The organism is Paenibacillus lignilyticus (assembly GCF_017942085.1).
Classification (GTDB): domain Bacteria; phylum Bacillota; class Bacilli; order Paenibacillales; family Paenibacillaceae; genus Paenibacillus_Z; species Paenibacillus_Z lignilyticus.
Map to the genome: position 1 here is coordinate 318,817 of NZ_JAGKSP010000002.1, position 25,697 is coordinate 344,513.

Here is a 25,697-nt window from a genome sequence, read left to right on the forward strand (position 1 = left end):
GATCACCTCCGGCACGTCTCTTCAATAGATAGAAAAATAGGATCAGGAAATAGAGCAGGCCTGGGCCTGCCCTTCTCCAAAAACGAATGTGATCATAATCGTCTCTATTAATCTATGATACAATTTGTATCGTGTCAAGCTTAATCTGCGGTTTTAATCGTGGCGACTTTATTATCGTTGTCCCAGTTCACTTTGGCACCGGCCGCTTCACTTACAAATCGCAGATTCACATAAAACATGCTTTCCGGCGTAACAAACGGAGCCGGGGTCAACTGGAATTCCTTATTATTCACACTTGCTTTATTACTGTCGGCCGTCATCTTTATGGTTAAATTCCCTTTGGACGCAAGTACAGATTTGGTCGCGTTGTTCCATTCCACCATCATGCCCAAAGCCTCGAAAATTTGACGGAAAGGAACCATCGTGACGCCTTTAATAATCTTTGGTTTGGCTTCAAAACTAAGCGCGCGGTCATTTACGATAATCGTGCTGAATCTGCTGCCGACAGCTCCGTTATACGTACCGCTTTCCAGGCTGTAACCAAGTGTCGTATCCGACTTCAAGCTTGCGAACGATCCGAGGTTTTGATCGGTAGGGTTTCTGCCGATACCAACCTTGCCGATCGGTGTCCTGCCGCCCATGTAATAGTTCGTATTCGCGAATCGGACGCTTGGGTTCCAGCCCGCCGGATCCAGTATGGACAACGCCAGCGTATAGGTTCCGCTAGGCACTGACTTCGGAATCGTGAACATGCCATTAACCGTATTCACGGCAGGCGCTTCATTGTATGCCCGCGTCGTACTGTTCCAATCGGTGCCGGGCAGCCAATCTCGAATATCAGCTTGGAAGAGTCCCTTCCAGGCAACCGATCCGTCGCTCTTCAGCAGACTCGCCTCAACCGGCCAGTTATAGTAGAACGGTGACGAGCCTTTGTTGGTCACTTGGAACAACACGTTCATCGTTCCGCCCGGCGTCACATTCCCGGTAAACGTGACCTGATTCAACACGTAACGATAACCGAGCACCTTTTGCATCGCTTTTGCCCCAACTGAGACAGCGGGGTTGTTTGCCGAAAAATCCGATATCCACCCCAAGCTCGAGGTATGTGTTTTCATAATCCAGTCAATGACATAATTCGTATGTGCGATGTTGCTAAGCGTTCCATCCGGGTTGCCGCCCAGCTTGGACTGATCGCCCCAATTGTAGGCGACTTCACCGCTGTTGATTTGCGTCCGCCAAGTATCGCGTCTAATCTCTCCATTCCCGCCGGAAGCATCGTCCGGCAGCGCGAAAGAATCCCATTGAATGCCGAAATCGTAATCCTTGAACGTTCCCGGATAGCGCACGAGTACTTTCTTGTTATGGAAGGCGGCCTCATACGCATCGCCGAGCGCAATTTGGAAACTGAGCGGAATTTGATTGGAACGGTCCTTAAACCTCAACGGATAAACATGGTGCTCACCCCAATTTCCGTATAACCCCATTTCCACGAAAGCTACTCGCGGGTCATTATCCCAAGCTTGTCCAAGCTTCGCGATAAACGCCACAAGTCGCGATTTCAATTCGTCTGACAGCCATTGATTGACTGCATCGCCATGAGGCACCCCTTTAGGCCAATACTCCCCGGCGCCCGGATAAACAATGACGACTCGCGGAACGACCTTAATATTTCGCTTCTCAATGCCCGCCCAAGCCTTATTACTCCAATCAATGATCTTCTGTACAGAATCCGTTGCATCATACTCCAGATCCGTGTACTTGATATAATGTTTATATATATCTGCGTATTCTCGATTCCTGAAAGAAGTTTCGTTGACCCCGCGCGACGGTCTGAAACCCATAATCGGGTTTTTGAAAGCTTCGGATGTTTCGGTCAAGTTGACCGTAATCGGCCCTACCGCCCCATCTGCATGCTCGTAAAAGCTCGTTCCCCTTCCGCTCCAAATCCAGATCAACGTGAGCAACGCTGCCGTACAAAGGAGCAGTCTTAAGAAGCTTCGTTTCTTCACCTTGTCCCTCCTAGAATAATAGACTCAGCTGCCGTTTCTACATGGTTACTGTTCCGCTTTAATAATTCGAACGACTCTATGTTCCTCATTTTGAAGAAAAATGGCATATACTTTATCACCTATGTATAACGGTGTTTCTTGCTGAATATTAGATTCGCTGAACAAACAATGAGATTCTAATCCATTGGTTGCCTCATAACAATGCTCATGAGGGCATTCAACAATGGTATAGACGGAAACTTCAGTAGGCGTGTTGTTCATCAATCCGATTAGCAACGCTAACATTTTAATAGAAGATGGTATCATTTACAGACGCGCTCCTCTCTTCACAAACCTTCCAAAATAACTACCCGCCATATAAACAAACAAGCCGATGCAGCCTCCTGTAATATCAACAAGGACGTCCTGTGAATTCGAGGTTCGCCCCGGAGATATTCGCTGGTTTAATTCATCAAGCGATGCGATCATAAGGACAATAAGGAGAGGAAACGGCCATCTTCCGGCGAGATGATCCTTCAATTTCGTAACGATAGCTGCCCCAATGGCAAGAACACCATACATGAACAGATGAGCGCTTTTACGGATAATAAATTCAAGGAATACATAAGGATCTCTATGAGAGGAATAGCTTCTGTGGTGATAGGTGAAAGTTATATCCGGCAGCACCTCTCTAATTGTATCCTCCGTCACGATCCGATGCAGGGCAGGTTGAATGTTCTGTTCCTGATAGGATTGAGAAGATAGGATGAAGATGACGGCAATCCAGCCCAAGACGATCAAACTAATCCAGTAGTTCCGGCCTTTATTGCGCATTGGAAGGCACCTGCTGCTGAAGTTGTTCTTTAATTATATTATGAATGCGATCTCGTTCGCTGTCGTCCACCAAGTAATACCAAACCTTATTTATAGTTTTCCCATATCCTTTTATCTCCACTGTATCGATCTTATTTATCTTAGGCCGATAATCGGTAACGAATTTCTTCATCTCGTCAAAGGTAACATTCGTCTTCACGCTGTTTCCGAGTTCGCCCAGAAGAGAATGCAGGCGAGCGACGTTTGAGATGTTCATCGCATTGTTCATGACTTCCTGCAGAATTTCACGCTGCCTGGAGTTGCGGCCGAAATCTCCGCGCGGATCTTCGTAACGCATGCGAGAATACTTCAAGGCATCCGAACCATTTAGCATCAAGTGGCCCTCCTCGAACAAACGACCCTCGTAGTCAAAAGCAAACGGATTATCCACCTCGACCCCGCCTATTAAATCGATCAATCGCGCGAAACCTTCCATGTTCACTTTGGCATAATAATCGATTGGATAGTCCAGAAAGTGCTCTACCGTTTGGATCGACATCTCCAAGCCGCCAAACGCGTAGGCATGATTGATCTTGTCAACCGTACCGTGACCGATGATATCGGTGCGCGTATCGCGAGGAATGTTGAACATTAATATAGACTGCTTCGCTGGATTAACAGCAAGCACAATCATCGTATCAGAACGCCCCCGATCATTCTCGCGCTCATCCACACCTAGAACAAGAACGGAGAAGGGGGCTAGATTTTTCATTTGGACCGGCTCAGGAGGAGCCTTTTTCAATTCGACATCTTTACTGACATAGACCGTTTTCGTCGTCTTAACATCTTCATACATCTTCGCCGCAGCCTGTTCAACAGAATGGTATAAATACCACGCTACTCCGCCTGCAATCACAAGAATTACAGCGGCACCAGCACTCGCCCAAACCAGAAATCGCTTCAGCTTCATGTTCAAGACTCCTTATTGATCGCATAGTTTACACCGTAGTGTTGAGGGATGCTGGTAGTGAACCGGCGGACGCAACAAAGGCCTGCCTACCGTATTGGCAAGCAAGGCCTTTGTTCCGAACATTACACTTTGATGCAGCTTTCCGTAATTTCTTTCCAGGTGGTATATAATTCGACGATTCGATTGACTTCCTGACTTTGACCGCTTTGAACCACAATCATTTCAATCTCTTTGACCGCTCTTAATGTATGGAGCGTTTTCATTGGAATATGAAGGATATTGCCGGCCTTTACATGCATATAATTGCCGTTCTGCAGAAACTCCCCTTCACCATTCACAATGGTCCATACTTCCTCCCGGTACGTATGCATGCGGTAGCTAAGGTTTTCTCCCGCACGGATTCCGACTCGCTTGGTAGCTACGCATCGGCCATCCTCATAAATCTGGTCGTCCAGAATTCTTACCCAGCCCCATTTGCGTTCTTCATATTTCGGCTTTTGATTATATTTGATATAATCCTTAATTCTCGTGCTTGCGCTCTTACTCGAAACCAGTATTCCGTCCGGACTGGCCGCAACCACGATGTTCGATAAGCCCACAATGGAAACGGGGATATCGATTTCATTAATCAAATGCGTGTTCTTGCAATCCTCACTGATAATTCCTTTACCAATCTGGTTATTTTTCATTTCTTCGGTCAGCGTATTCCAGGTGCCAAGGTCCTTCCAGCCCCCTTCATAGGGTACCACCACGATACTTCTTGCTTTCTCCACCACCTGATAGTCAAAACTAATCTTAGGAAGCACTTGATACTGCTTTCGCAGTTCATCATATTGAATCGGCATATTCAGCTGTTCCAATAGGGATATCAGGTAGCCGAGCTTAAAGGAGAACACGCCGCAGTTCCACAGCGCCTGCTGTGCCAGCAGCTCCACGGCCTGTGCTTCTGTCGGCTTCTCGCGAAAATTACGGACGCGCTTATATCCACTTTCATAGGTTTCGTCTGCTGCATCCGGAATAATGTATCCATACTTGGAAGATGGATAAGTCGGCTTTACGCCAATCAAGGCCAAATCAGCTTTAGATTCGTTCAAAACCTCTTCCAATTCCTTAATGGTTTCGAAGAATTCATTTTCAACCAACGGGTCCACGGGCACGATGGTGATCGTCTCGCTCAAACGAACCTCTTTAACCGAGTAGAGATATACGGCGGCCAAAGCGATCGCAGGAAACGTATCTCTGCGTTCCGGTTCAATAATTAGCGGAACGTCTGTGCCGATTTGACTTTGCATCATTTCAACCTGGCTTTGACTGGTTGCAATATAACTATGCTCGCTTAGATCGCTTGCCTCAAGCTGTCCCCATAACTGCTGTACCATCGAAATCAATTGCTGCTCATCGTTTTCGAGCACTTTCAGAAACTGCTTCGATCTTGCGTCGTTGGACAGCGGCCAGAGCCTTGTTCCGGAACCGCCGGACAGTAAGATGAGTTTCATTATTCACTCCTCCATTCTCTCTATGAAACGAATTTTCCATAAAACAGAAAATTGGGAGCAGCTTATGAAAGCCACTCCCAATCTATGGATTAATTCAAGCGGTAATATTCGCAGTACCAGTCCGTGAAGTTCTGCAATCCTGCTTCAATCGACGTCTTCGGTTTAAACGCAACGACCTTCTCTAACAATTCCGTCGATGCGTAAGTAGCAGGTACGTCGCCGGGTTTTATCGGTTCAAATACTTTTTCGAATAACACTTCCCTGCCTAATGAATGGCTCAGGCATTTCTCTAACGTTCCGATGAACGTCATTAATTTCTCCGGGCTGTTATTGCCGATGTTATATACCTGATGGGGAGCATTCTCTTCCCCTACAGGAGGGTTACCTAGCAAGCGCTCGATCCCTTCCACGATATCATCTACATAGGTAAAATCTCGGTATAAGTCATTTTCGTAATCACCGTTGTTATAAATCTTAATCGGTTTACCTGAAAAATAGTGCTGCGTAAATCCAAAATAAGCCATGTCCGGCCGGCCTAACGGGCCATACACAGTAAAGAAACGTAATCCCGTAGTGGGGATTCTATACAGATGGCTATACGTATGAGCCATTAATTCATTAGACTTCTTGGTTGCGGCATAGAGGGATACAGGTTGATCAACGCGATCGGATTCCTCGAATGGGACCTTCTGATTGGCACCGTAGACGGAGCTTGAGGATGCGTAGAGGAGATGCTCTACCGGATATTGCCTGCATGCCTCAAGTATCGTGTAGAAGCCAATGATGTTACTTTGCATATATACATCGGGGTTCTCTATGGAGTACCGTACACCGGCCTGAGCTGCTAAGTTCACCACAACATGAGGCTTATATTCCTCAAACATATTCATAATGAGCGCTTTATCGGAGATATCGCCTTTAACAAAGGTAAACCTCTTATAAGGCTGCAACAGTTCTAAGCGCGTATATTTCAGGTTGACGTCGTAATATTCATTGATATTATCTATCCCAATTACTCGACAGCCCTGTTCCAAGAGTTTTCTGGCCAGATAATAACCAATGAACCCTGCCGTCCCGGTAACCAGATACGTCTTACTCTTATCAAGAGTATTGTAATTCAATGTTCTTCGACTCCTTCAACCTATCTATTCTTGCCGGCCTTCTTCCAATGGAGTGATACTCTACCCCTGCCGCTTGCATTTGGGCAACACTGTATATATTTCTTCCATCATAGACTAGAGGCGTTCTCATCAAGTTTTTATAAGCCCCCGGAGATACTGCCTTTATCTCTCCCCATTCCGTAAAAATAAAACAGACATTTGCTCCCTCTAAAGCCTGCTCGATCGTAGCGGCATACGTCATGCTGCCGCTTCCCTTCTTACCTGCCGCATGTACTTTAGCAAAGTTATCCGCACCTACCGGATCAAACGCACATACATCTGCGCCTTGCTCCAGCAATAAAGGAATATTCTCGAGCGATGCGGCTTCCCTCAAATCATCTGTTCCGGGCTTAAAGGTCAAGCCCAGGACGGCTACCTTAAGCCCATTGAAGGTAATGAGCCGCTTGCTGGCTTTCCTATATAAGAGCGTCTTCTGTTCTTTGTTTACATCAATTGCGGCCTTGACCGTCTTCAACTCATAACCTTGCTGCTTTGCAATGTACGCTAATGCTTTGGTATCCTTCGGAAAACATGAACCGCCGTAACCAATACCGGCATTTAAGAACTTGCTTCCAATCCGCTCATCGTAGCTCATTCCTCTTGCAACATCCTCGATGTCCGCACCTACGAGCTCACAAAGATTGGCAATATCATTCATGTAAGATATCTTAAGCGCCAAGAAATCATTGGAGGCGTACTTGATCATCTCTGCCGACCTTCTGTTTACAGCTACGATAGGCAAATGAAAAGGCTGATAGATCTGCATAAGCAGCTCTTCAGCCCATTTACTTTCCGTTCCTATAATAATTCGCTCGGCGTGCAAGGTGTCATGAACGGCCGAGCCTTGTGCCAGAAATTCCGGATTTGATGCTACTTCCACATTCACGTTATGGACTAAGAAATCGCGAATGAATTGCTCAACCTTATCGTTCGTGCCAACGGGAACGGTTGATTTTACGACCACCAAGCAGTCCTTCTCCACCGATTCCGCAATCTGCCTGGCAACTGTTGCTATGTAGGTAAGATTAGCAGATCCGTCCGGCTGCTCCGGCGTTCCTACACCGATAAAGATGGCATCCGCATCTTTATAGGATGCTTTGTAATCTGTCGTATAACGGATTCTCCCCGCTTCATAATTTCGCTGCATTAAAGCTTCCAATCCTTCTTCATAAATCGGGGAAATGCCGGATTGCATGACCTTTACTTTATTCTCATCCATATCCACGCAGGTCACTTGATGTCCGACTTCCGCGAAGCATGCTCCTGCAACCAATCCGACATATCCGGTTCCCGCTACTGCGATCTTAAACATGTAAAGCCCCCTCTACCATTAGTAATCCAAGGTTATAGTGGCATTCCAATCATTTCGTTTTCAACCCCGCCAACAACAACTCCCGATGTGCTTCGCACTCTATAAAATTTTGCATCGCTAACAAGTGATGTTTGGAGTACCTTTTTCTTAATAACCGGCCATTCAGCAGCTTTCGATCAATTCTGGACATCCATTTGCCTAATCCGGAGAAAGCCTTTAAATAGGCTTCTGTATTTGTATGGGCAAACTCCTGATAACGCCGCTCCACGAAACCTTCTTGGCTTATTTCCTTGGATCGGCTGTAAAAGCCATTCAGAATGTGATCCGCTTCGCTGCCTTGAGCTGCTCGGATCACATGCTTCTGTTTGACTATGGGAACATAATCCACTTCCAATCGTTCGCTGATATGTATCTTTATCAATAGACTGGATTGCCAATAATCACTATCCATATAATCAAAAATGAAATTTCCATGTCCGTAAATGATTTTGGAATCCAGATAGTTTTCATAAGCTCCAACACAATGACTATGTTGGCAAATGACAAGATCTGCGCCTTTCTGCACCAGTTTCCTGCAGACTTTCTGAACATTGGGGGATGGATACCGATAGTGCTCCTTCCCGCCATGGTATAGAACAATCACGAAATCACACTTTTGATTAAGCTCTTGTATATGGTCCAGACTCTCCAAGGGATCAAATGGATTCGCGCCTGCAGATGTAGCAGTGGCTATCGTAAATTCATTCTCCGCACAAGCATAGATGCCAACGGAAACCCCATCTTTAAGCAGGATATAAGGCTTGGCAGCTTCGAACAAATTATTAGCGGCCCCCACATAGGGAATGTTGTATTGTTCCAGTAGACTTGTTGTACTGAGGAACCCTTGCACGCCTTGGTCTAATATGTGGTTATTAGCTAAAGTAACCAGCGTAGGGTCCAATTTCTTTATACCGTTTATTGTACTTGTCTTGGCCACAAGATTCGGACCGGACTTTGCAATCGGTGTTTCTTGATCCGTAAGCGGAACCTCCAGATTAAACACCCTCATATCCGCGGCCATCCAAATCTTGAACAAATCTTCCCCAAGCAATTCCCGAATATCTCCGTTGTTGAACAATTCTTCATTCGTATGAGTTGGGACCAGATCGCTTGCAATCAGTAATTCCATGTAAGTTCACCCTCTTACTGTTAAATGAAACGACTTTTCCATTACCACTTTTTAATCACAATTCCTTGCGTCGAGGTTAACACATTGCTTCTTCTCCGCAGCTTAGTCGATAACATACTCAATAAATAGACATAACTATCTAATTTAAATAAATGGGAAGCCCCTACATAGATGATTGCTCCGCATCCAATTTGTAGGAACAAAATGGCGATTGTCGGAAGTGATAACCACGAGATCGTGTAGATGCTCCCTCCCATGACAAGCGATAGTAATAAGGAAGGTGCTAAATCACGGAATTGTTCAGGCATGGAGTAATTCATCAATCTTTTATTTGGCAACATATTGATTAGCATTGAAATACCTGCAAAAGCAGCATTAGACATCGCTATTGCATAGACGCTTATGTTCATGCTAATCAGAAGCAAAGTTACGCCAATAATTTTCTTGTATATTTCCAGCTTCATGATCATGTCACTTCTTCCTAAGGCCTTAATGGCTTGCCAGTTTGCCGTTTGCACAGGTTGAAATAACCAAAATACGCAGCAAATCTGCAAGAAAGGCACTGCTTCCATCCACTTTCGAGTCAACAATAGCTCTATTAGAGAAGGAGCAATGCTCATGAGGCCAATCATAAGCGGAAAGATAATATAGGCCGTAACTTTCATGGATCGCCTGGTTACATTTTTCAAGTGAGCCGTATCGTTATTTACTTCCGCCATCGCTGGAAATAACACTTTCCCAACCGCAGTATCAATACTGGTAATCAGCAGATTCGGAAACTGATTCCCCCGATTGTAATAAGCCAACGCAGCCGGCGTATACAGTTTACCGATCATTAGACTTCTTAGCTCGGCATAGAAAACATTAATAAAATTAGCAACCACCAATTTCCACCCAAATCCGACGAGCTGCTTAACCGAGTTTATTGAAAATTTTAATTTCGGTCTCCATTGTGCAATAAAGAAAAGTACAATAGTATTCACTACTGCATTGATTAAGTATTGGGCCACCAATGACCAGACACCATAGCCATAATACGCCATCACTATGCCAATCAAACCGGAAGCTAACGTGCCGCCGATTGTCGAGAAAAACATCTTTTTAAACATCATTTTTTTCGATACATAGGCTTGTTGGATGGTAATAATTGATGATAGAGGAATAATCAGGGCAATTACTCGTAATACGGATTCTAATTCGGAATTATCATAGAAGACGGCGATATACGGAGCCAAAAAAAATAACATCATATACAAGCCGACCGATACCGTTAGGCTGAAGTAGAAAAGTGAGGAAAAGTCAGTTTCATCTGCATCTTTCTTTTGAATTAAGGTCTCCCCAATTCCATTAGAAACAAATACATTAGCTAAATTCGTGAATACAAGAACGAGAGCGATAATGCCATACTCATTAGGCATAAGCAGCCGTGCCAAGATGATCGATAAGACAAATGATACACCTTGTGAAATAACACGCTCGCTAAATGCCCAAAATACCCCAGATATAACTTTATTCTTAAGCAATTTATCTCCCATGGTACCCTCACTACATCCTATAAGACATATTTTTGTATATGTTAAATTGCTTCATCGTTTTTTCGAATGAATTTAGCTGGATTGCCTGCCCAAATTTCATTCGGCGGGATTTTCCCTGCCACTACGGAACCGGCACCTATAATGCTGTTTTTACCTATATGGCTTCCTTTTAATATAAAGCTGCCTCCACCTATGAAAGCACCATCCTCAATAACAACCGACCGATTTCTGGTTTTGTTATTATCCTTGTTAGAACCATAACGGTACCTGGCCTCCAATGGGTGGAAATCCGTATCAAATATTTTACATCCGGCACCAATCAAAACATGATTACCGATTTGCACTTCATTCTCGCTTGTGATGGCTGTATTGGAGATGCCCGTATAATTTCCAATAGATACTGTCCCGCCCCGCATGATTTGAAGATACATTCTGTCTCCCAACCCTATCGGGTTCGCCCAACCAGCAGAATTCATCGTAACATGGCTGCCTATTTTGATTTTGCCGTCATTTTTAATGTAGATATTCCCTCTTGTAACGAAATGATCACCAATTTCTACTTGATAAAGCTTACACTTTATACGATTCAAACGAGAGTAGAACCTTGTAACAAGGGGGATCCACAACCGGTTGATTACTTTTTGAAAAATCATTTTCCACCTTCCCTTCGAGTATTCTACCCTCTCAAAATAGCAGCACTTACTGAATTGGTAACACAAGTTTATTCCCCATCAATTTGTTGTTCTCTTCAGGATAGAAAGTTCCAATGCCGTTATTCGGGTAGAAAGTCATTTCTCCAAAATATATTTTGCCATCGAAATTATAAAAATCGACCCTTACAAAAGGGAATCCAATGGCCAGTCTTGTAGCAAAACATATCATTTCATCCAGATTATCCGGCTTCGGCACTTCATAAGAAGAATTATCCACAATAAACCGCAAATCCATTTGGGACCAGTCTACGTTGTAATAGTTCCTCCGATGCTGCCCAAAACGATCCAGGTCTAATTGAATGATTTCCGGCTTTCCATGAAAACATAAGATCTTAAAGTCAGCGGGCGGACGGCCATTATCATCCAAATACTCTTCAATGATAATTAATGGCTTTATATCTTTGTATGCCCACTCTCTGCCGTAAGAGTAATGATTTGATTTTAAGTATCTTTTAATTTTTGAAAATGCATGATTAAAATCCATATGATCCTTATTTTTGCAAATAATATTTTGTCCGCTTCCGTGATTGACCTTGATTACAAAGGAGTTCGGCAGCACCGATAGATCAATATCCTCTACCTTTTGGTATACGCCGTATAGTTTATTCAAAACCCCATTACCGATCCTTTCTTCAACGTAACTCCGAACCTCATATTTATCCGCACACTTTGTCATCAAAGGGTTATGACAGTGAAGCTTTAACCATTGTATTTTTTCATTAAATGTCTCCGGATTGCTGAGATCGATTTTCTTACCCATTTGTTTTTTATATTGCATTTTGATATAGGGTTCATCCGGGACCAGGTTTGAGATTTTTTTCCGCGATTCCCATGCTGCCGATAATGCCGTATATAAGATTGGGCTGCTCTTAATTATGTCTTTAACGTTCATTTATTTGACCTCCCAAGTGTGTTAGAAACCCAGCAAAAAAACCATCATGCATGGATGATGGTTTCATTAATAAATGAGCTATTTACATATTTACAAGTGCATGATGAATTTTCCCAACCCAATTTCGATAATCAAATTTATTTTCTACACATTCCCTTGCTTTTGCTGATAATTCCAATATTTCATCTTGTGTCATGGATAGAGCTTTACTTATTTGTTCGAAACACAAATCGATCTCGCATCCATCAAAGATAAGACTATTCACATTGTCCTCCAGATAATACTTCGTATAATCTCCAACGCGCGAAACAATCGGAATTACACCATAACACATCACTTCCGGCACTTTACTTGGGAAGTTAGCTAACGTCATTTGGTTTTCTTCTCTTGCCAGCACTAAGAAATGCATAGCCTGATATAATGCGATCAGTTCCTTGTACTGCATCCATTTGTGTACGACTAGAATCTCTTTCAGGTTTTCGTATTCTTGTGGAGTCAGCAAACTTTCAATTTGCTCCTCTTTGACGCCACATAAGTGTAATTCCACTCGCTTTCTATCGTTGGGAGCCAGCTTGCAAAAACTCTTTAGGATAACTTCTATTGCATCTTTCATGAGCCCGTTGCCCGGAAAAATGAATTTTATTTTATCAAACGACTTCGTTCCAATCGGATGTTCGTGTACATCGGCCATAATCGGTAAGCGCATCGTATTACAGTTTTTCTCGATCAAATGGTTTTGTATATAACTTGAGATGGGAAAAAGCAAGTCATGGCGGGGGAGAAACTGATCGAAATAAGTATGATACGCCTTCCCTTCACGCCTTGACTTAAATGAGCTGGTAGGGAACCACTCCGTAGCAACACATGCAGTCTTAAAGCCAACTTTCTCCTTATACTTCAAAACTTCTCGATGCACATACAAATCCGGAGAATAGAGCAATACAATATCTTCACTTGTTAGATTATGTTTCTTCAAAATATTAACTAAGATACGTCCTTTCCCATATTCAAATTCTAATCGGCGTAGAATTCTTCTTTTAGAAATATGAAACGGAATAATCTTAATCGCATTATAGGACATAAAACCTTCTTGCTCTTGAAGCTTAAATTCTTCATTGATGTTTGTAATCAAGTAAACATCATATTGCGCCTCCTTCAAGGCATTACTTAAATACTGTGTATAATTTGCAGCTGCCGATCCTCGCGGATAGTTTAAAAATCCAAAAAGAAAAATTCGCTTATTCATTACAGTCCTCCACTTTTTATCCTGTTTCTCTCTCTCTGATTAGGAATTATTTTCAACCATTTTCAATCGTGATCCATCATACATTGCACCTTTAATCACCGTATTCCTTGGTCGCAGCTCTGTATCTCGCTTACGCTCCCTTGCTTCGCTCATCATTGCAACTCCGCGTCCAATAAAAATAAGCACGAATAACGTACCAAGATTCCAGCCAAATTTAAAGTATACGGACAACCCGCCTAAAGCTGTCAGGAAAAAAATGCTCATGAGCCGACATCCGACAATATAAGCTTGTTCCTCTAACGTAAAACGATCCTTATTTATCTTTCTAAATAAGCCGCCGATAATACCCAACAAACAAAGCACCGGAACAATGCCATAATGAAACATGATATAGATAAATTGATTATCAAAGTATCGATAGTTTGTAATCCCAAGAAAGCTATAGCCCGCATTACGTCCCTGCCCCCATATCAAACTGGTTGCATCTACTTGCGAGAAGAACGTCTCATACTGTCCGGATCTCGTATCTTGCCCAATACGGTCGAATAAAGCGCCTGTAAGATTAGGCAATAGAAGGATAATTAAAAGGAATACGAGCACCACAGTAAAAGCGGCTACTATCTTCCGAAGCAAAGCATTCTTGCCGGCGCTAAAAGCTAACATAGCATACAGCAGTAGGATACACTGTATAATCCAGCTTCTGGATCTGATAAGAAAAGCACAGATTAATAAGCAAATACCCAGAATATACTTAAATGATCGATGATACTTCTTACTTTCAGACATGCCGAGTGAATAACACCAATATGCACTAATCGCAACTGCAAACATTTCTTTACTTGGTGATGTTCTTGTTTCCGTTGAGAGCCCATATTGGAATACAAATGAAAGGCTGCTCCAGAAAATCAATCCAACCATAAGTACAACCATAAACGGAATTAATCTTTTAGCGCTATCAAATATCGCCTTCTCATACCCAAGTATGTAAAACAAAGGAATGAGAATGATGTTAATAGAAACATCATCCAGAAGAACTTCTTGGAGGTTCGCTTCGTAAAACGCAAATAAACCCCAAACGATAAAAACAAGCGAGCTTATATATACAATTAATAGGGTCTTCCCCTTTTTCTGATTACTCCATATGCAAACAATCAACAAAATATAAAGTAAATAGATCGACATCGATGAGCATAGAGATGTAAGTTTTGAATAATGAGGTGCATATGTAAAAGCCGTTGAATTCGCCTCTCTTACCCATGACCCCGTTATCCCCGGAATCACTAAGCTAATTAGCATTAGCACAATTATGCCAGTAAATAGAATTCCTTTTAAATCCACTTTCATCTCATTTGGCTTCATCTTATGAGCACCCTTTTATCCCGTTTATTTCTCTAATAAATTTATCGATTATGATATCTACCTGATATTCTTCTTTCATTTTTTTCTTGGCAGCTTTTCCTGCTTCATTACAGAAAACGGGATTCGACACACAGTAATGAATTGCTGCCGCCAGCTCGTTGACATTATTCCGTTCAATTAAGATACCATCTGACATGTTGTTAATTAAGTCTTTTGGGCCTGTCGGACAATTCGTCGAGATACAAGGTAATCCGACGGCCATCGCTTCCATTAATGCATTCGGCATTCCTTCGTAGTTCGACGATAATACAAACAAATCGGTAGATACGAGCGCCTCGGCAACGTTCAATATTCTTCCTCTAAACGTTACGACATCCTCGATGCCCCGTTTCTTCACCAGATCCTTTAATCTGTCAGCTTCTTCTCCCGCTCCATACAGGCTTAATGTTAAAGAAGGATTGGCTTTATAAGCCATTGCAAAAGCCTCGATTAACAGCTCCTGATTCTTCTGGCTATTTAATCTCCCGAATGTTGCGATCTCCCGAATGGAGTCCCGTTTCGGATAATGACAATCGATTAAGTCATTGCTAACCGGATTCGGAACGACGAGCGTTTTACGTTTTGCAAATTCCGGAAAAAAGCCGGCTTGTTCTTCCGTTTGAAGCAATATCCCGGTTGATAACAATGCAACGATCTTTCCAACGGTTCTCTTCCGTCTCGAATCCGGATATTGAAACGGGTTATTTCTAACCGTAGCAACGAAAGGAATATTCATAAATCGCGATGCAATAAAGAAGTGGTTCACTTGATCAGGTAAGAAGGGAATAATGACATTAGGATTAACCTCGCGTATCGTCCTTCTCATCGCTGCGAGTTTATTCGCAAAATACTTGATTCGGCTTTCACCTTTATTTTTGGGAAGAAGATGAATTTTTACTTTGTCAGAGATCGGATATTCATTCTTCACTCTCTCATAAAGGATTAGATGAACGTCATATCCTCTCTCAGCGATCCCGCTTGCTAATATGGAAACAACTCTTTCCGCGCCGCCGCTTGAAAGGGAACTCGTTACAAATAGATATTTTTTAACAGCCATATCTATATCTCCTTAAAACAAGATTCAAATGCCATCGATAGCTTAGCCGATATGTCTATAATACATTTCAATTAATTCTTCATTCCCATACTCATGTTGAATTAAATACTCGCTGAGCTGCATACTCTTTAGGGGATTATTCACTAAGTCTATTATGGCTTCCGCGATTTGCTCAGGCTCCAGTGGAACAATGATCCCTTCCGCATCCTCGATAATCTGATCTTTCACGGTGTCATAATTAGATACAATGATCGGCTTCGCTAGAATTTTCGCTTCATCCAATGCAACTGATTTCCCTTCGTATCGAGACGGCTGCACGAAAATATTACAATGGTAGTAGTAGGGATACGGATTCTCCCTAATTCCCAATAAGATGAATCGTTGCTCTACATTTGCCTCAATAATTTGCTTCTGCAGCTTCTCTCTTAGTTCACCCTGGCCGATAATATACCAGATAAAATTGATGTTTTGATCCTGCATCATTTTTGCCGCTTGAATGGCCACATCAAATCCTTTTTGAGTGACGAGCCTGCCAATCGACAGGAGAATCACCTTATCAGGATCATTCCCCCTAGCCTCCACATACTCAACCGGTTGAAACTCACGCGCCATCTGTTTAATTAATGATGAGGAAGTGAGATTCGGGATGTGAACCGTTCTCGCAGCTGCGTCAGGAAAATTATCGCAAAATATTTTGACACACTCTTCAGATATGGAAACAATTTTATCGAATTTCGCAACATAAGGCCGGTCTAATGCTTTATCAAAGCCTTCTGCATTGTAATCATTGTGTATCCATATCATTTTCTTCCGTGCTTTCACCTTGTCCGCCACGTAATACATGGCTTCACCGTGCATATATGAGATCGCTACATCATACTCGCCGGGTAACTCTTTAATCGCTTGTCGATATAGCTTGATCCACCGGATTTGAAACCCCTTATTTTGATTACTTTTATATTTAATCCTCGTGAGAAACACACCTAAGTATCTTCTAAGGTTTGCATTTAGCGAGGAAATTTGTTTAACGCCATCCGTATCAAGCGATTTAAAAGCATATTTCAGCGTGTTCGGTATACTTAAAATATGGACCTCATTCGGTACCTGTTTAATAAATACACCTTCATGTTTAAATAACAGCAACTCCACTTTATATTTGGTGTAATCAAACAGATTCAGCAGGTTGACTAAACTCTTCTCTGCCCCGCCGGTTGTCAAGGTCGGGATTACAAACAGAACTTTTTTCATTCACTTCAAACCCCTACTTGTTTATTAGTGTTTCCGGACATTAGGCTGATATATAAGCTGGTTAGTCTGTTTATGTGCGATTCAAACGAATAACCTTGTTTAACGATGCTCACACTTGAATCGCCATATTGTTTGCAAACATCTTCATTTAAGAGCAGCTTCATCAATGCATCGCTTAGCCTCTCTACATCCCCGGGTTCACAAACGTATCCGTTTTCCCCATTGCGAACGATTTTGGGTACGCCACCTACATTCGTACTAACAATGGGCATTCCATAACCCATTGCATCCAGAATGGACATCGGCATTCCCTCGTTGTACGAAGGTAGAAAGAAGATATCGCTCTCGCGAAGCAATCGATCCTTTTCTTTGCCTCTTACCCAGCCGGGGAAAACGACATGTTGCTCCACGCCCTTTTCCCTTAACGCGTTTCGTACCGATTCCATATCTCCGGAACCGCCTAGAACAAATTTCACTTTCGGAAACTTGCGGGCAACTCTCTCCACAACAGCCGGGATGTCATAGCACCCTTTTCTTTGGCCAATCTCTCCTAAGAAAAGGATCTGCATATTGCTGCTTCGGCTCGTTCGTTCAAGAATGGCATCGCCATCAATGCTGCTGTAATTCTCAATGATCTCAATTTTTTCTTTTTGCACAATCATGCTTAGGCGTTCTTTCCACTCTTTAGAAAGTGCAAGCATAACCGTACATTTGTTATAAGCGTTTCGAATCAGCTTTTTCCTCTTATGACCGGCATTTAAATAGAACGTTTCGAAGTCTGCCCCATGGCAATGATTGATTATGGGAACATTAAACCAGCTGGCCATATAGATGAACGGCAGCTTGCGATAGAAACTCGGCCCAAATGAAGAGTGTATATGTACAAGATTCGGTTTCTCCAGTAACAGGACTCTAAGAAAATCAAAATACCCCGTAATGGCTTTAAAGAGTTTTTTGATTTTCCCACCGTCCGTATAAGATTCAACATATCGAATTTGGAATTCATGCTCGAGAACGGAACCGCGATACCCATTCACAACAGCAGAAATGCCGCCTTTTACCATGGGATGTTGTACGATCATACAGATTCTTTTATTTTTTCTCATGGACAGCAACCACCGTAAACGTATTTTTGAAGAATCCTTTCGATTGCACAAAAATATTACATTGCATCTACACTAGGCAGCGTATAATATTCTAAGAGTTCCTGTATCTTTCTTTCATTTCCGAAAGCTGTTTTTGAATGTAAGTAAGCTGCTTTGGCCAACGAAGTTCTCAGTTCCTCGTCATTCACCAATTGATGAATGGCTTGCTCCAACTGATCGACAAGCTGTAAATACGGTGCCGGTGCAATTTTTAATGCACATGAAGAATTGGTATTGACTCGGGGACCACCGGTATCCACACAAATAACTGGTAAACCACGACTCATTCCTTCAATAACGACAAGACATCCGGAATCGCGCAAACTACAATTTAGTAAAATATCGAATTGATCATAAAATGACTTCATTTGATCATACTCAACGCGTCTTACAAATTTAATTTCTTGATCAAGATACTTACCTGACATTGTTCGAAGCTTATTGATATGCTCTTCGTTTCCATCCCCTAATACGGTAAGCTCAATTCTTGCTCCGTGATCTAATGCTTGAATCGCAGCTTGCACAGCCAATTCAAACCCTTTCCAATAAAGCATTCTACCCGCACACAAAATTTTGCATACCGTATTCTGTTTGGCCGGCGGTTCGGGTTCAAAGAATTCACTCTTAAGACCAATCGCTTGAACAACCTTCACTTTACTTCTATATTCGCTTGGAATTAATGCTTTCGTTTCTTCCGTAACGGCAATAATTAATTTGGCATGCTTAAAAGCCTTTTGAACACTTGGCGCAACTACCGGAATTAATTGCGTAAGGGATCTGACGGTTTCTATTAGTTTGCTTTTCATACTCATTGGATATTGAATGATTTTCGGTATATTTTCCCCTCCTGATATCGGACCATAGATGAAGGGAATGCCGAGTTTATACATAAAGCTCGGCAAAATGCATGAAACATATGTAACGTGTTGGACAAAGTCGAAATTTATTTCCTGTGTTAATTTTCTAGCTGCATGCAACGCCTTTTTTTGCCAAAGATAGTAGTACATTCTCTCGAATCTCTTCCATTCTTTGTACCAAAATGCCCTATTTACTCGCACGTAAATAAACGTTACATTCTTTAATGCCTCGGGATGACTGGCTTTGTAGCTTTCGATGTCTCTTTGATTGGTATAGTTGGTAAGGACCCATAGATCATGATACTTACTCAATTCCTCTACCCAATTCCAGCCAACAGCTGGTTCTGACCCCATATTCGGACGACAAGCATAGGCGGACAGTAATAAATTCATTCCAAGCACCTCAATGCTATATATCATAAAATATGTGCAATCATTTCCCTCTCGCCACAAGCCATATAAACCTCGTGTTCGTATGAAAATACCTCTTAAACAACCGTTTGGGATCCTGGATCAGCCGATACAGCCATTCCAAATTATTGTTCTGCATCCATTCCGGAGCTCTTGCGATATTAGCTGCATAATAATCAAATCCGGCACCGATGCCGATCATCAAGCCGTTTACTTTACCCTGATGAGCTGCCATCCACTTCTCCTGCTTCGGTGCTCCCAGCCCAACCCAGATAAAATCAGGTTTACTGGCATTGATTATCTCTACTATGGCTTTATCCTCTTCATCCGACATCGGTCGGAAGGGAGGACTGTATATCCCGGCGATTGCAATGCCTGCATAGCTTTCATTCAGCTTGGTGTAGAGCTTCTTTAACGTTTCTTCTGTAGAACCATAAAAGAAGTGGCGGTATCCTCTCTCCACCGAAACTTTAAAAACTTCTTCCATCAGACTGGGACCGGTCGTCCTGGCCATGTTCTCATAGCCTCGTTTTCTGCCAATGGTCGACAGCGGGCCGCCATCAGGTATGGCCAAAATACCGCCATTTTGAACTGCTCGATACTCCGGCTCTTCATAGCTGATCACCGTAGTATGAACATTGGAAACACATATGTAGTCACCGGCTAAGTTCTCGATGTTTTCCTTCAAATAATGCAGCAGCCACTCCATATTAATTGCGGCTATATTCACCCCTAGAATGTTACATGTAGGGATCTTCGACTTATCAACGGTTCGGATTATCACGAGATACCTCCTCGCACCAAAAAAGGGCATCTTAGGGATGCCCTTCATTACTCATATATTTGTATGGCTATGTAGAAATTCAGTGCGTTAGCATGAGCTGATTGTAACGATCCTCAGCTCTGACTCGCTTCAAATCCTCATCTACCATCATATGGACCAGCTGCTGAAAGCCAACATTTAATTCCCAGCCCAGTTTCGCCTTCGCCTTTGTGCAATCTCCGAGCAATAAATCCACTTCGGCAGGGCGGACGAATTCTTGATCAATGACAACATAATCCTCATAGTTTAATCCCACATAGGAAAATGCCACTTCAAGCAGCTCTTTAACGGTGTGCATTTCACCCGTTGAAATCACGTAATCCTCAGGCTCATCCTGCTGGAGCATCAGCCACATGGCTTTCACGTAATCCCCCGCAAATCCCCAATCGCGCAAAGAATCGAGATTCCCCATACGAAGCTCCTTTTGCAGTCCCAGCTTAATTCTCGCAACCGCATCCGTAACTTTGCGCGTAACAAACTCATGACCGCGACGAGGCGATTCATGATTAAATAAGATACCTGAGCAAGCAAACATATTAAAGCTTTCACGATAGTTAACCGTGATCCAGTGCCCATACACCTTCGATACGCCGTATGGACTGCGAGGATAGAAAGGCGTTGTTTCCTTCTGCGGCGTTTCCACCACTTTTCCATACATTTCACTGCTCGAAGCCTGGTAGAATCTCGCGGTAGGCTTCATAATTCTTACAGCCTCTAACATATTCGTGACAGACAATGCCGTGATTTGGCCTGTCAACAATGGCTGTGGCCACGAAGCCGCTACAAAGGACTGAGCTGCAAGGTTATACACTTCATCCGGATCAGATGCTTTGACCGCCTCAATGAGGGAAGCCAGATCTGTCAGGTCTCCAGAAATCCACTTAATTTTATCTTTAATATGGCTGACATTCTCGTAATTCGGGGTACTGGTCCTTCTTCTCAACCCGTAGACCTCGTATCCTTTATCAAGCAAGAGTTCTGCCAAATAGGATCCGTCTTGACCGGTAATACCCGTAATCAGTGCGCGCTTTTGCATGTATTTTCCTCCACATGATCGTTTTATTTGTTAACTAAATAGTCATTTTGGAAAGCCATGTATGCCGATCTAACGCCATCTTCCAAGGAAATTGCAGCCTTCCAGCCTAGACTGTTGATCTTTGAAACATCAACCAGTTTCCTTGGTGTTCCATCCGGCAACGAGGTATTGAAACGTATCTCTCCCGGATAACCAACGATGCTCTTGATTAATTCCGCCAATTCCCGAATGGAAATATCATCGCCTACGCCCACATTCACGATTTCACTGTCCTCGTAATGGTCCATTAGGAATAAACATGCTTCTGCAAGATCATCCGAATGCAGAAATTCACGTCTTGGCTGTCCCGTTCCCCATACCTCAACTTGCTCTGCATGAGTAACTTTAGCTTCATGAAACTTCCGGATAAGTGCCGGCAGCACATGTGAAGTTTTCAAATCGAAGTTATCATTTGGCCCATACATATTGGTAGGCATTACGGAGATAAACTTCGTTCCATATTGACGATTATAGGACTGACACATGCTGATCCCGGCAATTTTGGCAACCGCATAAGGTTGATTCGTAGGCTCAAGCTCGCCGGTTAGCAGATATTCTTCCTTGAGCGGCTGCGGCGCGAATTTAGGATAAATACAAGTGGAGCCCAGAAACATCAGTTTCTTCACGTTGGCACGATAAGCGGAATCGATCACATTCGTCTGAATAAGTAAATTATCGCGAATGAAGTCTGCCGGGAAATCATTGTTGGCCACGATACCGCCTACTTTAGCAGCAGCCAGAAACACATAATCAATGTGATGGTTCTCGAAGAAGTCCTGAACCTGATCCCTTTCCCTTAAATCCAGCTCTTTACTGGAACGGTAAAGGAGATTCTCGTACCCTCTTCTCTCTAATTCCCTTAGAATTGCAGAGCCTACCAGACCTCTATGGCCGGCAACATATATAGTCGAGCTTTTATCCATATTTGCACCTCGAATCATGTTAAAAAGCGTCTTTCCTTCCAACGATTACTTTAACGGTCTTACACATAATCTTGATATCAAAGAAGATGCTTCTTTGCTCGATGTAGGCCAAATCTAACTCCACCATCTCGCCGAAGCTTAATCCGTTTCTTCCGCTGATTTGCCATAAACCGGTGCAGCCGGGCATGGCTTTAAGCCGTAATTTGTCATAAGTCGTATATTCCGCTACTTCTCTGGGTAACGGTGGCCTGGGGCCAACAATGGACATATCGCCCTTAATGACATTCCATAGCTGCGGCAGCTCATCGATGCTGGTTTTTCGGATGAACTTTCCAACTCTGGTAACCCGCGGGTCTTCTTTCATCTTGAACATGGCGCCGTTTATTTCGTTCTGACTTAACAGCCCATCAAGCAATACTTCTGCATTGGATACCATCGACCGGAACTTATACATGCGAAACGGTTTTTCATTCTTGCCGACCCGGACCTGGTGAAAAAAAATAGGACCGCGCGGGTCCTCCACTTTTATCATAATGGCCACGATCATGAACAAAGGAATTAAACAAATCAGTCCGATAGCTGCACATACAATATCCATTGCTCGTTTCACCATCAAGTACTGAACAAGTCCTCTTGCTCTCTCCATCGATTGGATTGAAGGCGAAAGTTTGGTCTTGAGCACGACATCCCCATCATTGCGTTGTGTGGATAAACTCATTCTTTCCCACCTGTCCTACAATTTATATTTCTTTAAACGTTCATTTTCAAGGAGCTCCTCAAGCGCCGTTAACAGTGGAAGGCGTAACTCGTTATTGTGCAGCGCAAAATCCAGAATGGTTGTAATAAAACCTAACTTCTCGCCAACGTCATAACGTTTGCCCTCGAAGTCGTAGGCATAGACGCCTTGAAACTCGTTTAACTTCTGAATCGCATCCGTCAGTTGAATTTCTCCGCCTGCACCGGCTTCTTGAAGCTCGAGGAAATCAAAGATTTCAGGTGTCAGAATGTATCTGCCCATAATGGCTAAATTGGAAGGGGCTGTACCTAATTTAGGCTTCTCTACAAAACGATTAACGGAATAGAGCTTACCAATAGCTTCCAGAGGATCAACTACTCCATACCGTTCCATCAGTTCAATGGATATGGCTTGGACCCCAATCACGGATCGCTGGACATGCTCATATTGTGTAATCAGCTGTTTGGTACATGGCACATCGGCAACGACGATATCGTCCCCTAAGAGGACGGCGAAGGGCTCGTTCCCAATAAACTTACGAGCACACCATACCGCATGACCCAAACCTTTGGGTTCTTTTTGCCGAATATAATGAATATCTACACTGGATGATTTGCGCACTTCTCCGAGCAGCTCCATCTTCCCTTTCTCCATCAAGCTGGATTCCAGCTCGAAAGCAATGTCGAAGTGGTCCTCGATTGCGCGCTTCCCTTTCCCCGTAACGATTATGATATCTTCGATCCCGGAGGCTATAGCTTCTTCCACGATGTATTGAATGGTAGGTTTGTCCACAATTGGAAGCATCTCTTTGGGCATAGCCTTCGTTGCCGGTAAGAATCGCGTCCCTAAACCTGCAGCTGGAATGATCGCTTTTCTAACCTGTTTCATCATCATTCACCCCTATTATTCTAATTTCTTAAGGAATTAGCTGCTGTTAAAAAAACCAGCTATACCTTTATTAGCATTAAAAACATAGCTCGTTTTTTTAGCCGTTTATGGCCGCAGTATTTGAGGGCATTAAACCCTGCCTCACATCACACCCTTGACGATGAACGTCTAAGGCTGGCAAGCCAGCCCACAGCATGATCGAGTGCCTACGTGTGATACAGGTCCAGTAGACATCACCCAAGGAATGTTCACTTGCTGCTATCTATTATTTTCTGCCGTAATAGTAGTAATATTGCCCATCATGCTTAGAGCGTTCATTATTATTGAGAACGACACCTAAGATGCGGGATTTTGCATGCTCCAAGCTGGCTTTTGCTTTTTTTAGAAGCTCTTTCTTCACTTTGCCAGCGTGAATGACAAGGATGATTCCGTCGCAATAGGATGTGACAATAAGGCTGTCAGCCACCGGAAGGACAGGCGGCGTATCGAAGAGAATGACATCGTACTGGCCCCTCAGTTCTTCAACGAGTAGTTGCATCCGTTGCGAACCCAAAATTTCGGAAGGATTTGGCGGTATAGGACCGGCCGTGAGGACGAAGAGGTTTTCTACACTCGTTTCCCGGATAACATCCGCAAGCACATGCTGATTGAGAATCGCGCTGGTTAGTCCCGAACGATTCGTGAGTTGAAATACATGATGTAAAGTAGGTCTTCGAAGATCCGTATCAATGAGAAGCACTTTCTTCCCATCTTGTGCGTAGGTCACGGCAAGATTCGTAACCGTAGTGGTCTTGCCCTCTCCTTCACTTGCAGAAGCAACCATTAGCACTTTCATGGGCTGATCAATCGCTGAGAATTGAATATTCGTACGCAAGGTACGATACGCTTCTGAGATTGGAGACATGGGATTAATAGCCGAAATGAGATGGCGATGTTTATTGTCTTGCTGTGACATATGTACCTTCACCTACTTTTTTTTCAGATACCCGCGTCTTACGGGGATTCAAATCCGATTTGTTGATTTTCGTAATATGTGACAGTACCGGCAACTCAAGCGACTGCAGCACATCTTCTTCGCTCTTAATCGTGTCATCGAAGTAATCGAGTAAGAAAACAAAGCCGATTGCCAACATGAGCGATACGATAAAGCTCAAGACGATATAGAAAATGGGGCTCTTATTAATCGGTGCGGCATCTGCGCTGGGAGTGGCTTCAGACAAAATCGTAACGTTATCGACCTTCATAATGGATGGGATTTCATTCTTGAAGACGGTAGCTACGGCATTTACGATGTGGGCCGCTCGTTCATAGGAAATATCCGTTGCGTTAATATTCATAACCTGTGAATCGCTTGCTGCGCTAATTTGTAGCACGGAGCTTAGTTCACCGGGCGAAGCTTTTAAATCCGGATAATTACTTACCACTTTGTTCAAGATGGCTGACGAATTGATAATTTCTTTATAGGAGCTTATAAGCCTGATATTAGATTGAATGACGTCCCAGTCTATTGTTCTGGTTCCGCCAACTTCAAAGGATTGACTCACAATCAGTTTCGCAGTAGCTTGATATACCTGGTCGGTATAAAGGTAAGTCTTAACCCCCGTTAACCCGCATGCCACCATTACAATAGCCGAGATAAGAAGAAGTCTTTTGCGAATGATTTTCATGTAATCCTTAAGTTCCACTTAAATACCTCCAGTTAATTGGCATTAGAATTTACCAGCGCATCGGATGCAGCTGTGTCTGGTCCGGGCGTCTTGCGCATAGCGCTGATCTCTCACCTTTTAGAGAAAAAATTGGAGTATTGTGAATGTCGGCAGGTATAACAGGCGGTTCTATGGGT

The 25,697-nt window shown here is 43.2% G+C and carries 24 protein-coding genes; all 24 read right to left on the bottom strand.

What is annotated here, in order from left to right:
- Window positions 1-140: 140 nt before the first annotated feature.
- The gene (locus I8J30_RS32870) at window positions 141-2,009 is read right to left on the bottom strand and encodes a stalk domain-containing protein (protein ID WP_210656549.1); all 1,869 of its coding nucleotides are present in this window, start codon (window positions 2,007-2,009) and stop codon (window positions 141-143) included.
- Between the two features lie 45 nt (window positions 2,010-2,054).
- Complete coding sequence (locus tag I8J30_RS06675) at window positions 2,055-2,315, bottom strand: hypothetical protein (RefSeq protein WP_210656551.1); 261 nt, start codon at window positions 2,313-2,315, stop codon at window positions 2,055-2,057.
- Window positions 2,316-2,822, bottom strand: a complete 507-nt coding sequence (locus I8J30_RS06680) for a VanZ family protein (RefSeq protein ID WP_210656553.1) — start codon at window positions 2,820-2,822, stop codon at window positions 2,316-2,318. It abuts the gene before it with no gap.
- Window positions 2,812-3,771, bottom strand: a complete 960-nt coding sequence (locus I8J30_RS06685; protein WP_210656555.1) for an LCP family glycopolymer transferase — start codon at window positions 3,769-3,771, stop codon at window positions 2,812-2,814. The genes I8J30_RS06680 and I8J30_RS06685 overlap by 11 nt, the downstream gene beginning before the upstream one ends.
- 122 nt (window positions 3,772-3,893) lie before the next feature.
- Window positions 3,894-5,267: a sugar phosphate nucleotidyltransferase gene (locus tag I8J30_RS06690; RefSeq protein WP_210656557.1), complete on the bottom strand. Its 1,374-nt coding sequence runs from the start codon at window positions 5,265-5,267 to the stop codon at window positions 3,894-3,896.
- An 89-nt stretch (window positions 5,268-5,356) separates the two neighbouring features.
- On the bottom strand, window positions 5,357-6,388 hold the full coding sequence (locus tag I8J30_RS06695) for a GDP-mannose 4,6-dehydratase (RefSeq protein ID WP_210656559.1): 1,032 nt from the start codon (window positions 6,386-6,388) through the stop codon (window positions 5,357-5,359).
- On the bottom strand, window positions 6,369-7,739 hold the full coding sequence (locus I8J30_RS06700) for a UDP-glucose dehydrogenase family protein (protein WP_210656562.1): 1,371 nt from the start codon (window positions 7,737-7,739) through the stop codon (window positions 6,369-6,371). Before I8J30_RS06700 ends, I8J30_RS06695 begins: the two co-directional genes overlap by 20 nt.
- A gap of 49 nt (window positions 7,740-7,788) precedes the next feature.
- Window positions 7,789-8,907 (bottom strand): CapA family protein, encoded by a 1,119-nt coding sequence (locus I8J30_RS06705; protein WP_210656564.1) that lies wholly within the window; start codon window positions 8,905-8,907, stop codon window positions 7,789-7,791.
- 41 nt (window positions 8,908-8,948) lie between these two features.
- Window positions 8,949-10,442, bottom strand: coding sequence for a lipopolysaccharide biosynthesis protein (locus I8J30_RS06710; RefSeq protein WP_210656566.1), 1,494 nt, complete (start codon window positions 10,440-10,442; stop codon window positions 8,949-8,951).
- 41 nt (window positions 10,443-10,483) lie between these two features.
- Window positions 10,484-11,095 (bottom strand): acyltransferase, encoded by a 612-nt coding sequence (locus I8J30_RS06715; RefSeq protein WP_210656568.1) that lies wholly within the window; start codon window positions 11,093-11,095, stop codon window positions 10,484-10,486.
- A 46-nt stretch (window positions 11,096-11,141) separates the two neighbouring features.
- On the bottom strand, window positions 11,142-12,047 hold the full coding sequence (locus I8J30_RS06720; protein WP_210656570.1) for an ATP-grasp fold amidoligase family protein: 906 nt from the start codon (window positions 12,045-12,047) through the stop codon (window positions 11,142-11,144).
- A gap of 82 nt (window positions 12,048-12,129) precedes the next feature.
- The gene (locus I8J30_RS06725) at window positions 12,130-13,293 is read right to left on the bottom strand and encodes a glycosyltransferase (protein WP_210656572.1); all 1,164 of its coding nucleotides are present in this window, start codon (window positions 13,291-13,293) and stop codon (window positions 12,130-12,132) included.
- A 39-nt stretch (window positions 13,294-13,332) separates the two neighbouring features.
- The gene (locus I8J30_RS06730; RefSeq protein WP_210656574.1) at window positions 13,333-14,652 is read right to left on the bottom strand and encodes a hypothetical protein; all 1,320 of its coding nucleotides are present in this window, start codon (window positions 14,650-14,652) and stop codon (window positions 13,333-13,335) included.
- Between the two features lies 1 nt (window position 14,653).
- Window positions 14,654-15,748 (bottom strand): glycosyltransferase, encoded by a 1,095-nt coding sequence (locus I8J30_RS06735; protein WP_210656576.1) that lies wholly within the window; start codon window positions 15,746-15,748, stop codon window positions 14,654-14,656.
- 42 nt (window positions 15,749-15,790) lie between these two features.
- Window positions 15,791-16,996 (bottom strand): glycosyltransferase, encoded by a 1,206-nt coding sequence (locus I8J30_RS06740; RefSeq protein ID WP_210656578.1) that lies wholly within the window; start codon window positions 16,994-16,996, stop codon window positions 15,791-15,793.
- 5 nt (window positions 16,997-17,001) lie between these two features.
- Complete coding sequence (locus I8J30_RS06745) at window positions 17,002-18,102, bottom strand: glycosyltransferase family 4 protein (protein ID WP_210656580.1); 1,101 nt, start codon at window positions 18,100-18,102, stop codon at window positions 17,002-17,004.
- A 56-nt stretch (window positions 18,103-18,158) separates the two neighbouring features.
- Complete coding sequence (locus I8J30_RS06750; protein ID WP_210656582.1) at window positions 18,159-19,391, bottom strand: glycosyltransferase family 4 protein; 1,233 nt, start codon at window positions 19,389-19,391, stop codon at window positions 18,159-18,161.
- 40 nt (window positions 19,392-19,431) lie between these two features.
- Window positions 19,432-20,193, bottom strand: a complete 762-nt coding sequence (locus I8J30_RS06755; RefSeq protein WP_210656584.1) for a WecB/TagA/CpsF family glycosyltransferase — start codon at window positions 20,191-20,193, stop codon at window positions 19,432-19,434.
- A 79-nt stretch (window positions 20,194-20,272) separates the two neighbouring features.
- A complete protein-coding gene (gene gmd / locus I8J30_RS06760; protein WP_210656586.1) occupies window positions 20,273-21,268 on the bottom strand; it encodes a GDP-mannose 4,6-dehydratase in 996 nt (331 codons plus the stop codon).
- A gap of 23 nt (window positions 21,269-21,291) precedes the next feature.
- A complete protein-coding gene (locus I8J30_RS06765; protein ID WP_210656588.1) occupies window positions 21,292-22,230 on the bottom strand; it encodes a GDP-L-fucose synthase family protein in 939 nt (312 codons plus the stop codon).
- 19 nt (window positions 22,231-22,249) lie between these two features.
- Window positions 22,250-22,948, bottom strand: a complete 699-nt coding sequence (locus tag I8J30_RS06770; protein ID WP_210656590.1) for a sugar transferase — start codon at window positions 22,946-22,948, stop codon at window positions 22,250-22,252.
- Window positions 22,949-22,963: 15 nt separating this feature from the next.
- Entirely contained in the window at window positions 22,964-23,854 is an 891-nt protein-coding gene (galU, locus tag I8J30_RS06775; RefSeq protein WP_210656592.1) for a UTP--glucose-1-phosphate uridylyltransferase GalU, read from the bottom strand.
- Between the two features lie 265 nt (window positions 23,855-24,119).
- Entirely contained in the window at window positions 24,120-24,809 is a 690-nt protein-coding gene (locus tag I8J30_RS06780) for a CpsD/CapB family tyrosine-protein kinase (RefSeq protein WP_210656594.1), read from the bottom strand.
- Window positions 24,790-25,539, bottom strand: coding sequence for a YveK family protein (locus I8J30_RS06785; protein ID WP_210656596.1), 750 nt, complete (start codon window positions 25,537-25,539; stop codon window positions 24,790-24,792). Before I8J30_RS06785 ends, I8J30_RS06780 begins: the two co-directional genes overlap by 20 nt.
- Window positions 25,540-25,697 lie beyond the last annotated feature (158 nt).

Coding starts and splice junctions, on each gene's coding strand:
- I8J30_RS06745 (WP_210656580.1), bottom strand. CDS start 18,102: ATGAGAAAAAATAAAAGAATCTGTATGATCGTACAACATCCCATGGTA.
- I8J30_RS06740 (WP_210656578.1), bottom strand. CDS start 16,996: ATGAAAAAAGTTCTGTTTGTAATCCCGACCTTGACAACCGGCGGGGCA.
- I8J30_RS06710 (WP_210656566.1), bottom strand. CDS start 10,442: ATGGGAGATAAATTGCTTAAGAATAAAGTTATATCTGGGGTATTTTGG.
- galU (WP_210656592.1), bottom strand. CDS start 23,854: ATGAAACAGGTTAGAAAAGCGATCATTCCAGCTGCAGGTTTAGGGACG.
- I8J30_RS06690 (WP_210656557.1), bottom strand. CDS start 5,267: ATGAAACTCATCTTACTGTCCGGCGGTTCCGGAACAAGGCTCTGGCCG.
- I8J30_RS06725 (WP_210656572.1), bottom strand. CDS start 13,293: ATGAATAAGCGAATTTTTCTTTTTGGATTTTTAAACTATCCGCGAGGA.
- I8J30_RS06750 (WP_210656582.1), bottom strand. CDS start 19,391: ATGAATTTATTACTGTCCGCCTATGCTTGTCGTCCGAATATGGGGTCA.
- I8J30_RS06700 (WP_210656562.1), bottom strand. CDS start 7,739: ATGTTTAAGATCGCAGTAGCGGGAACCGGATATGTCGGATTGGTTGCA.
- I8J30_RS06715 (WP_210656568.1), bottom strand. CDS start 11,095: ATGATTTTTCAAAAAGTAATCAACCGGTTGTGGATCCCCCTTGTTACA.
- I8J30_RS06720 (WP_210656570.1), bottom strand. CDS start 12,047: ATGAACGTTAAAGACATAATTAAGAGCAGCCCAATCTTATATACGGCA.
- gmd (WP_210656586.1), bottom strand. CDS start 21,268: ATGCAAAAGCGCGCACTGATTACGGGTATTACCGGTCAAGACGGATCC.
- I8J30_RS06730 (WP_210656574.1), bottom strand. CDS start 14,652: ATGAAGCCAAATGAGATGAAAGTGGATTTAAAAGGAATTCTATTTACT.
- I8J30_RS06770 (WP_210656590.1), bottom strand. CDS start 22,948: ATGAGTTTATCCACACAACGCAATGATGGGGATGTCGTGCTCAAGACC.
- I8J30_RS06705 (WP_210656564.1), bottom strand. CDS start 8,907: ATGGAATTACTGATTGCAAGCGATCTGGTCCCAACTCATACGAATGAA.
- I8J30_RS06675 (WP_210656551.1), bottom strand. CDS start 2,315: ATGATACCATCTTCTATTAAAATGTTAGCGTTGCTAATCGGATTGATG.
- I8J30_RS06780 (WP_210656594.1), bottom strand. CDS start 24,809: ATGTCACAGCAAGACAATAAACATCGCCATCTCATTTCGGCTATTAAT.
- I8J30_RS06735 (WP_210656576.1), bottom strand. CDS start 15,748: ATGGCTGTTAAAAAATATCTATTTGTAACGAGTTCCCTTTCAAGCGGC.
- I8J30_RS06685 (WP_210656555.1), bottom strand. CDS start 3,771: ATGAAGCTGAAGCGATTTCTGGTTTGGGCGAGTGCTGGTGCCGCTGTA.
- I8J30_RS06765 (WP_210656588.1), bottom strand. CDS start 22,230: ATGGATAAAAGCTCGACTATATATGTTGCCGGCCATAGAGGTCTGGTA.
- I8J30_RS06680 (WP_210656553.1), bottom strand. CDS start 2,822: ATGCGCAATAAAGGCCGGAACTACTGGATTAGTTTGATCGTCTTGGGC.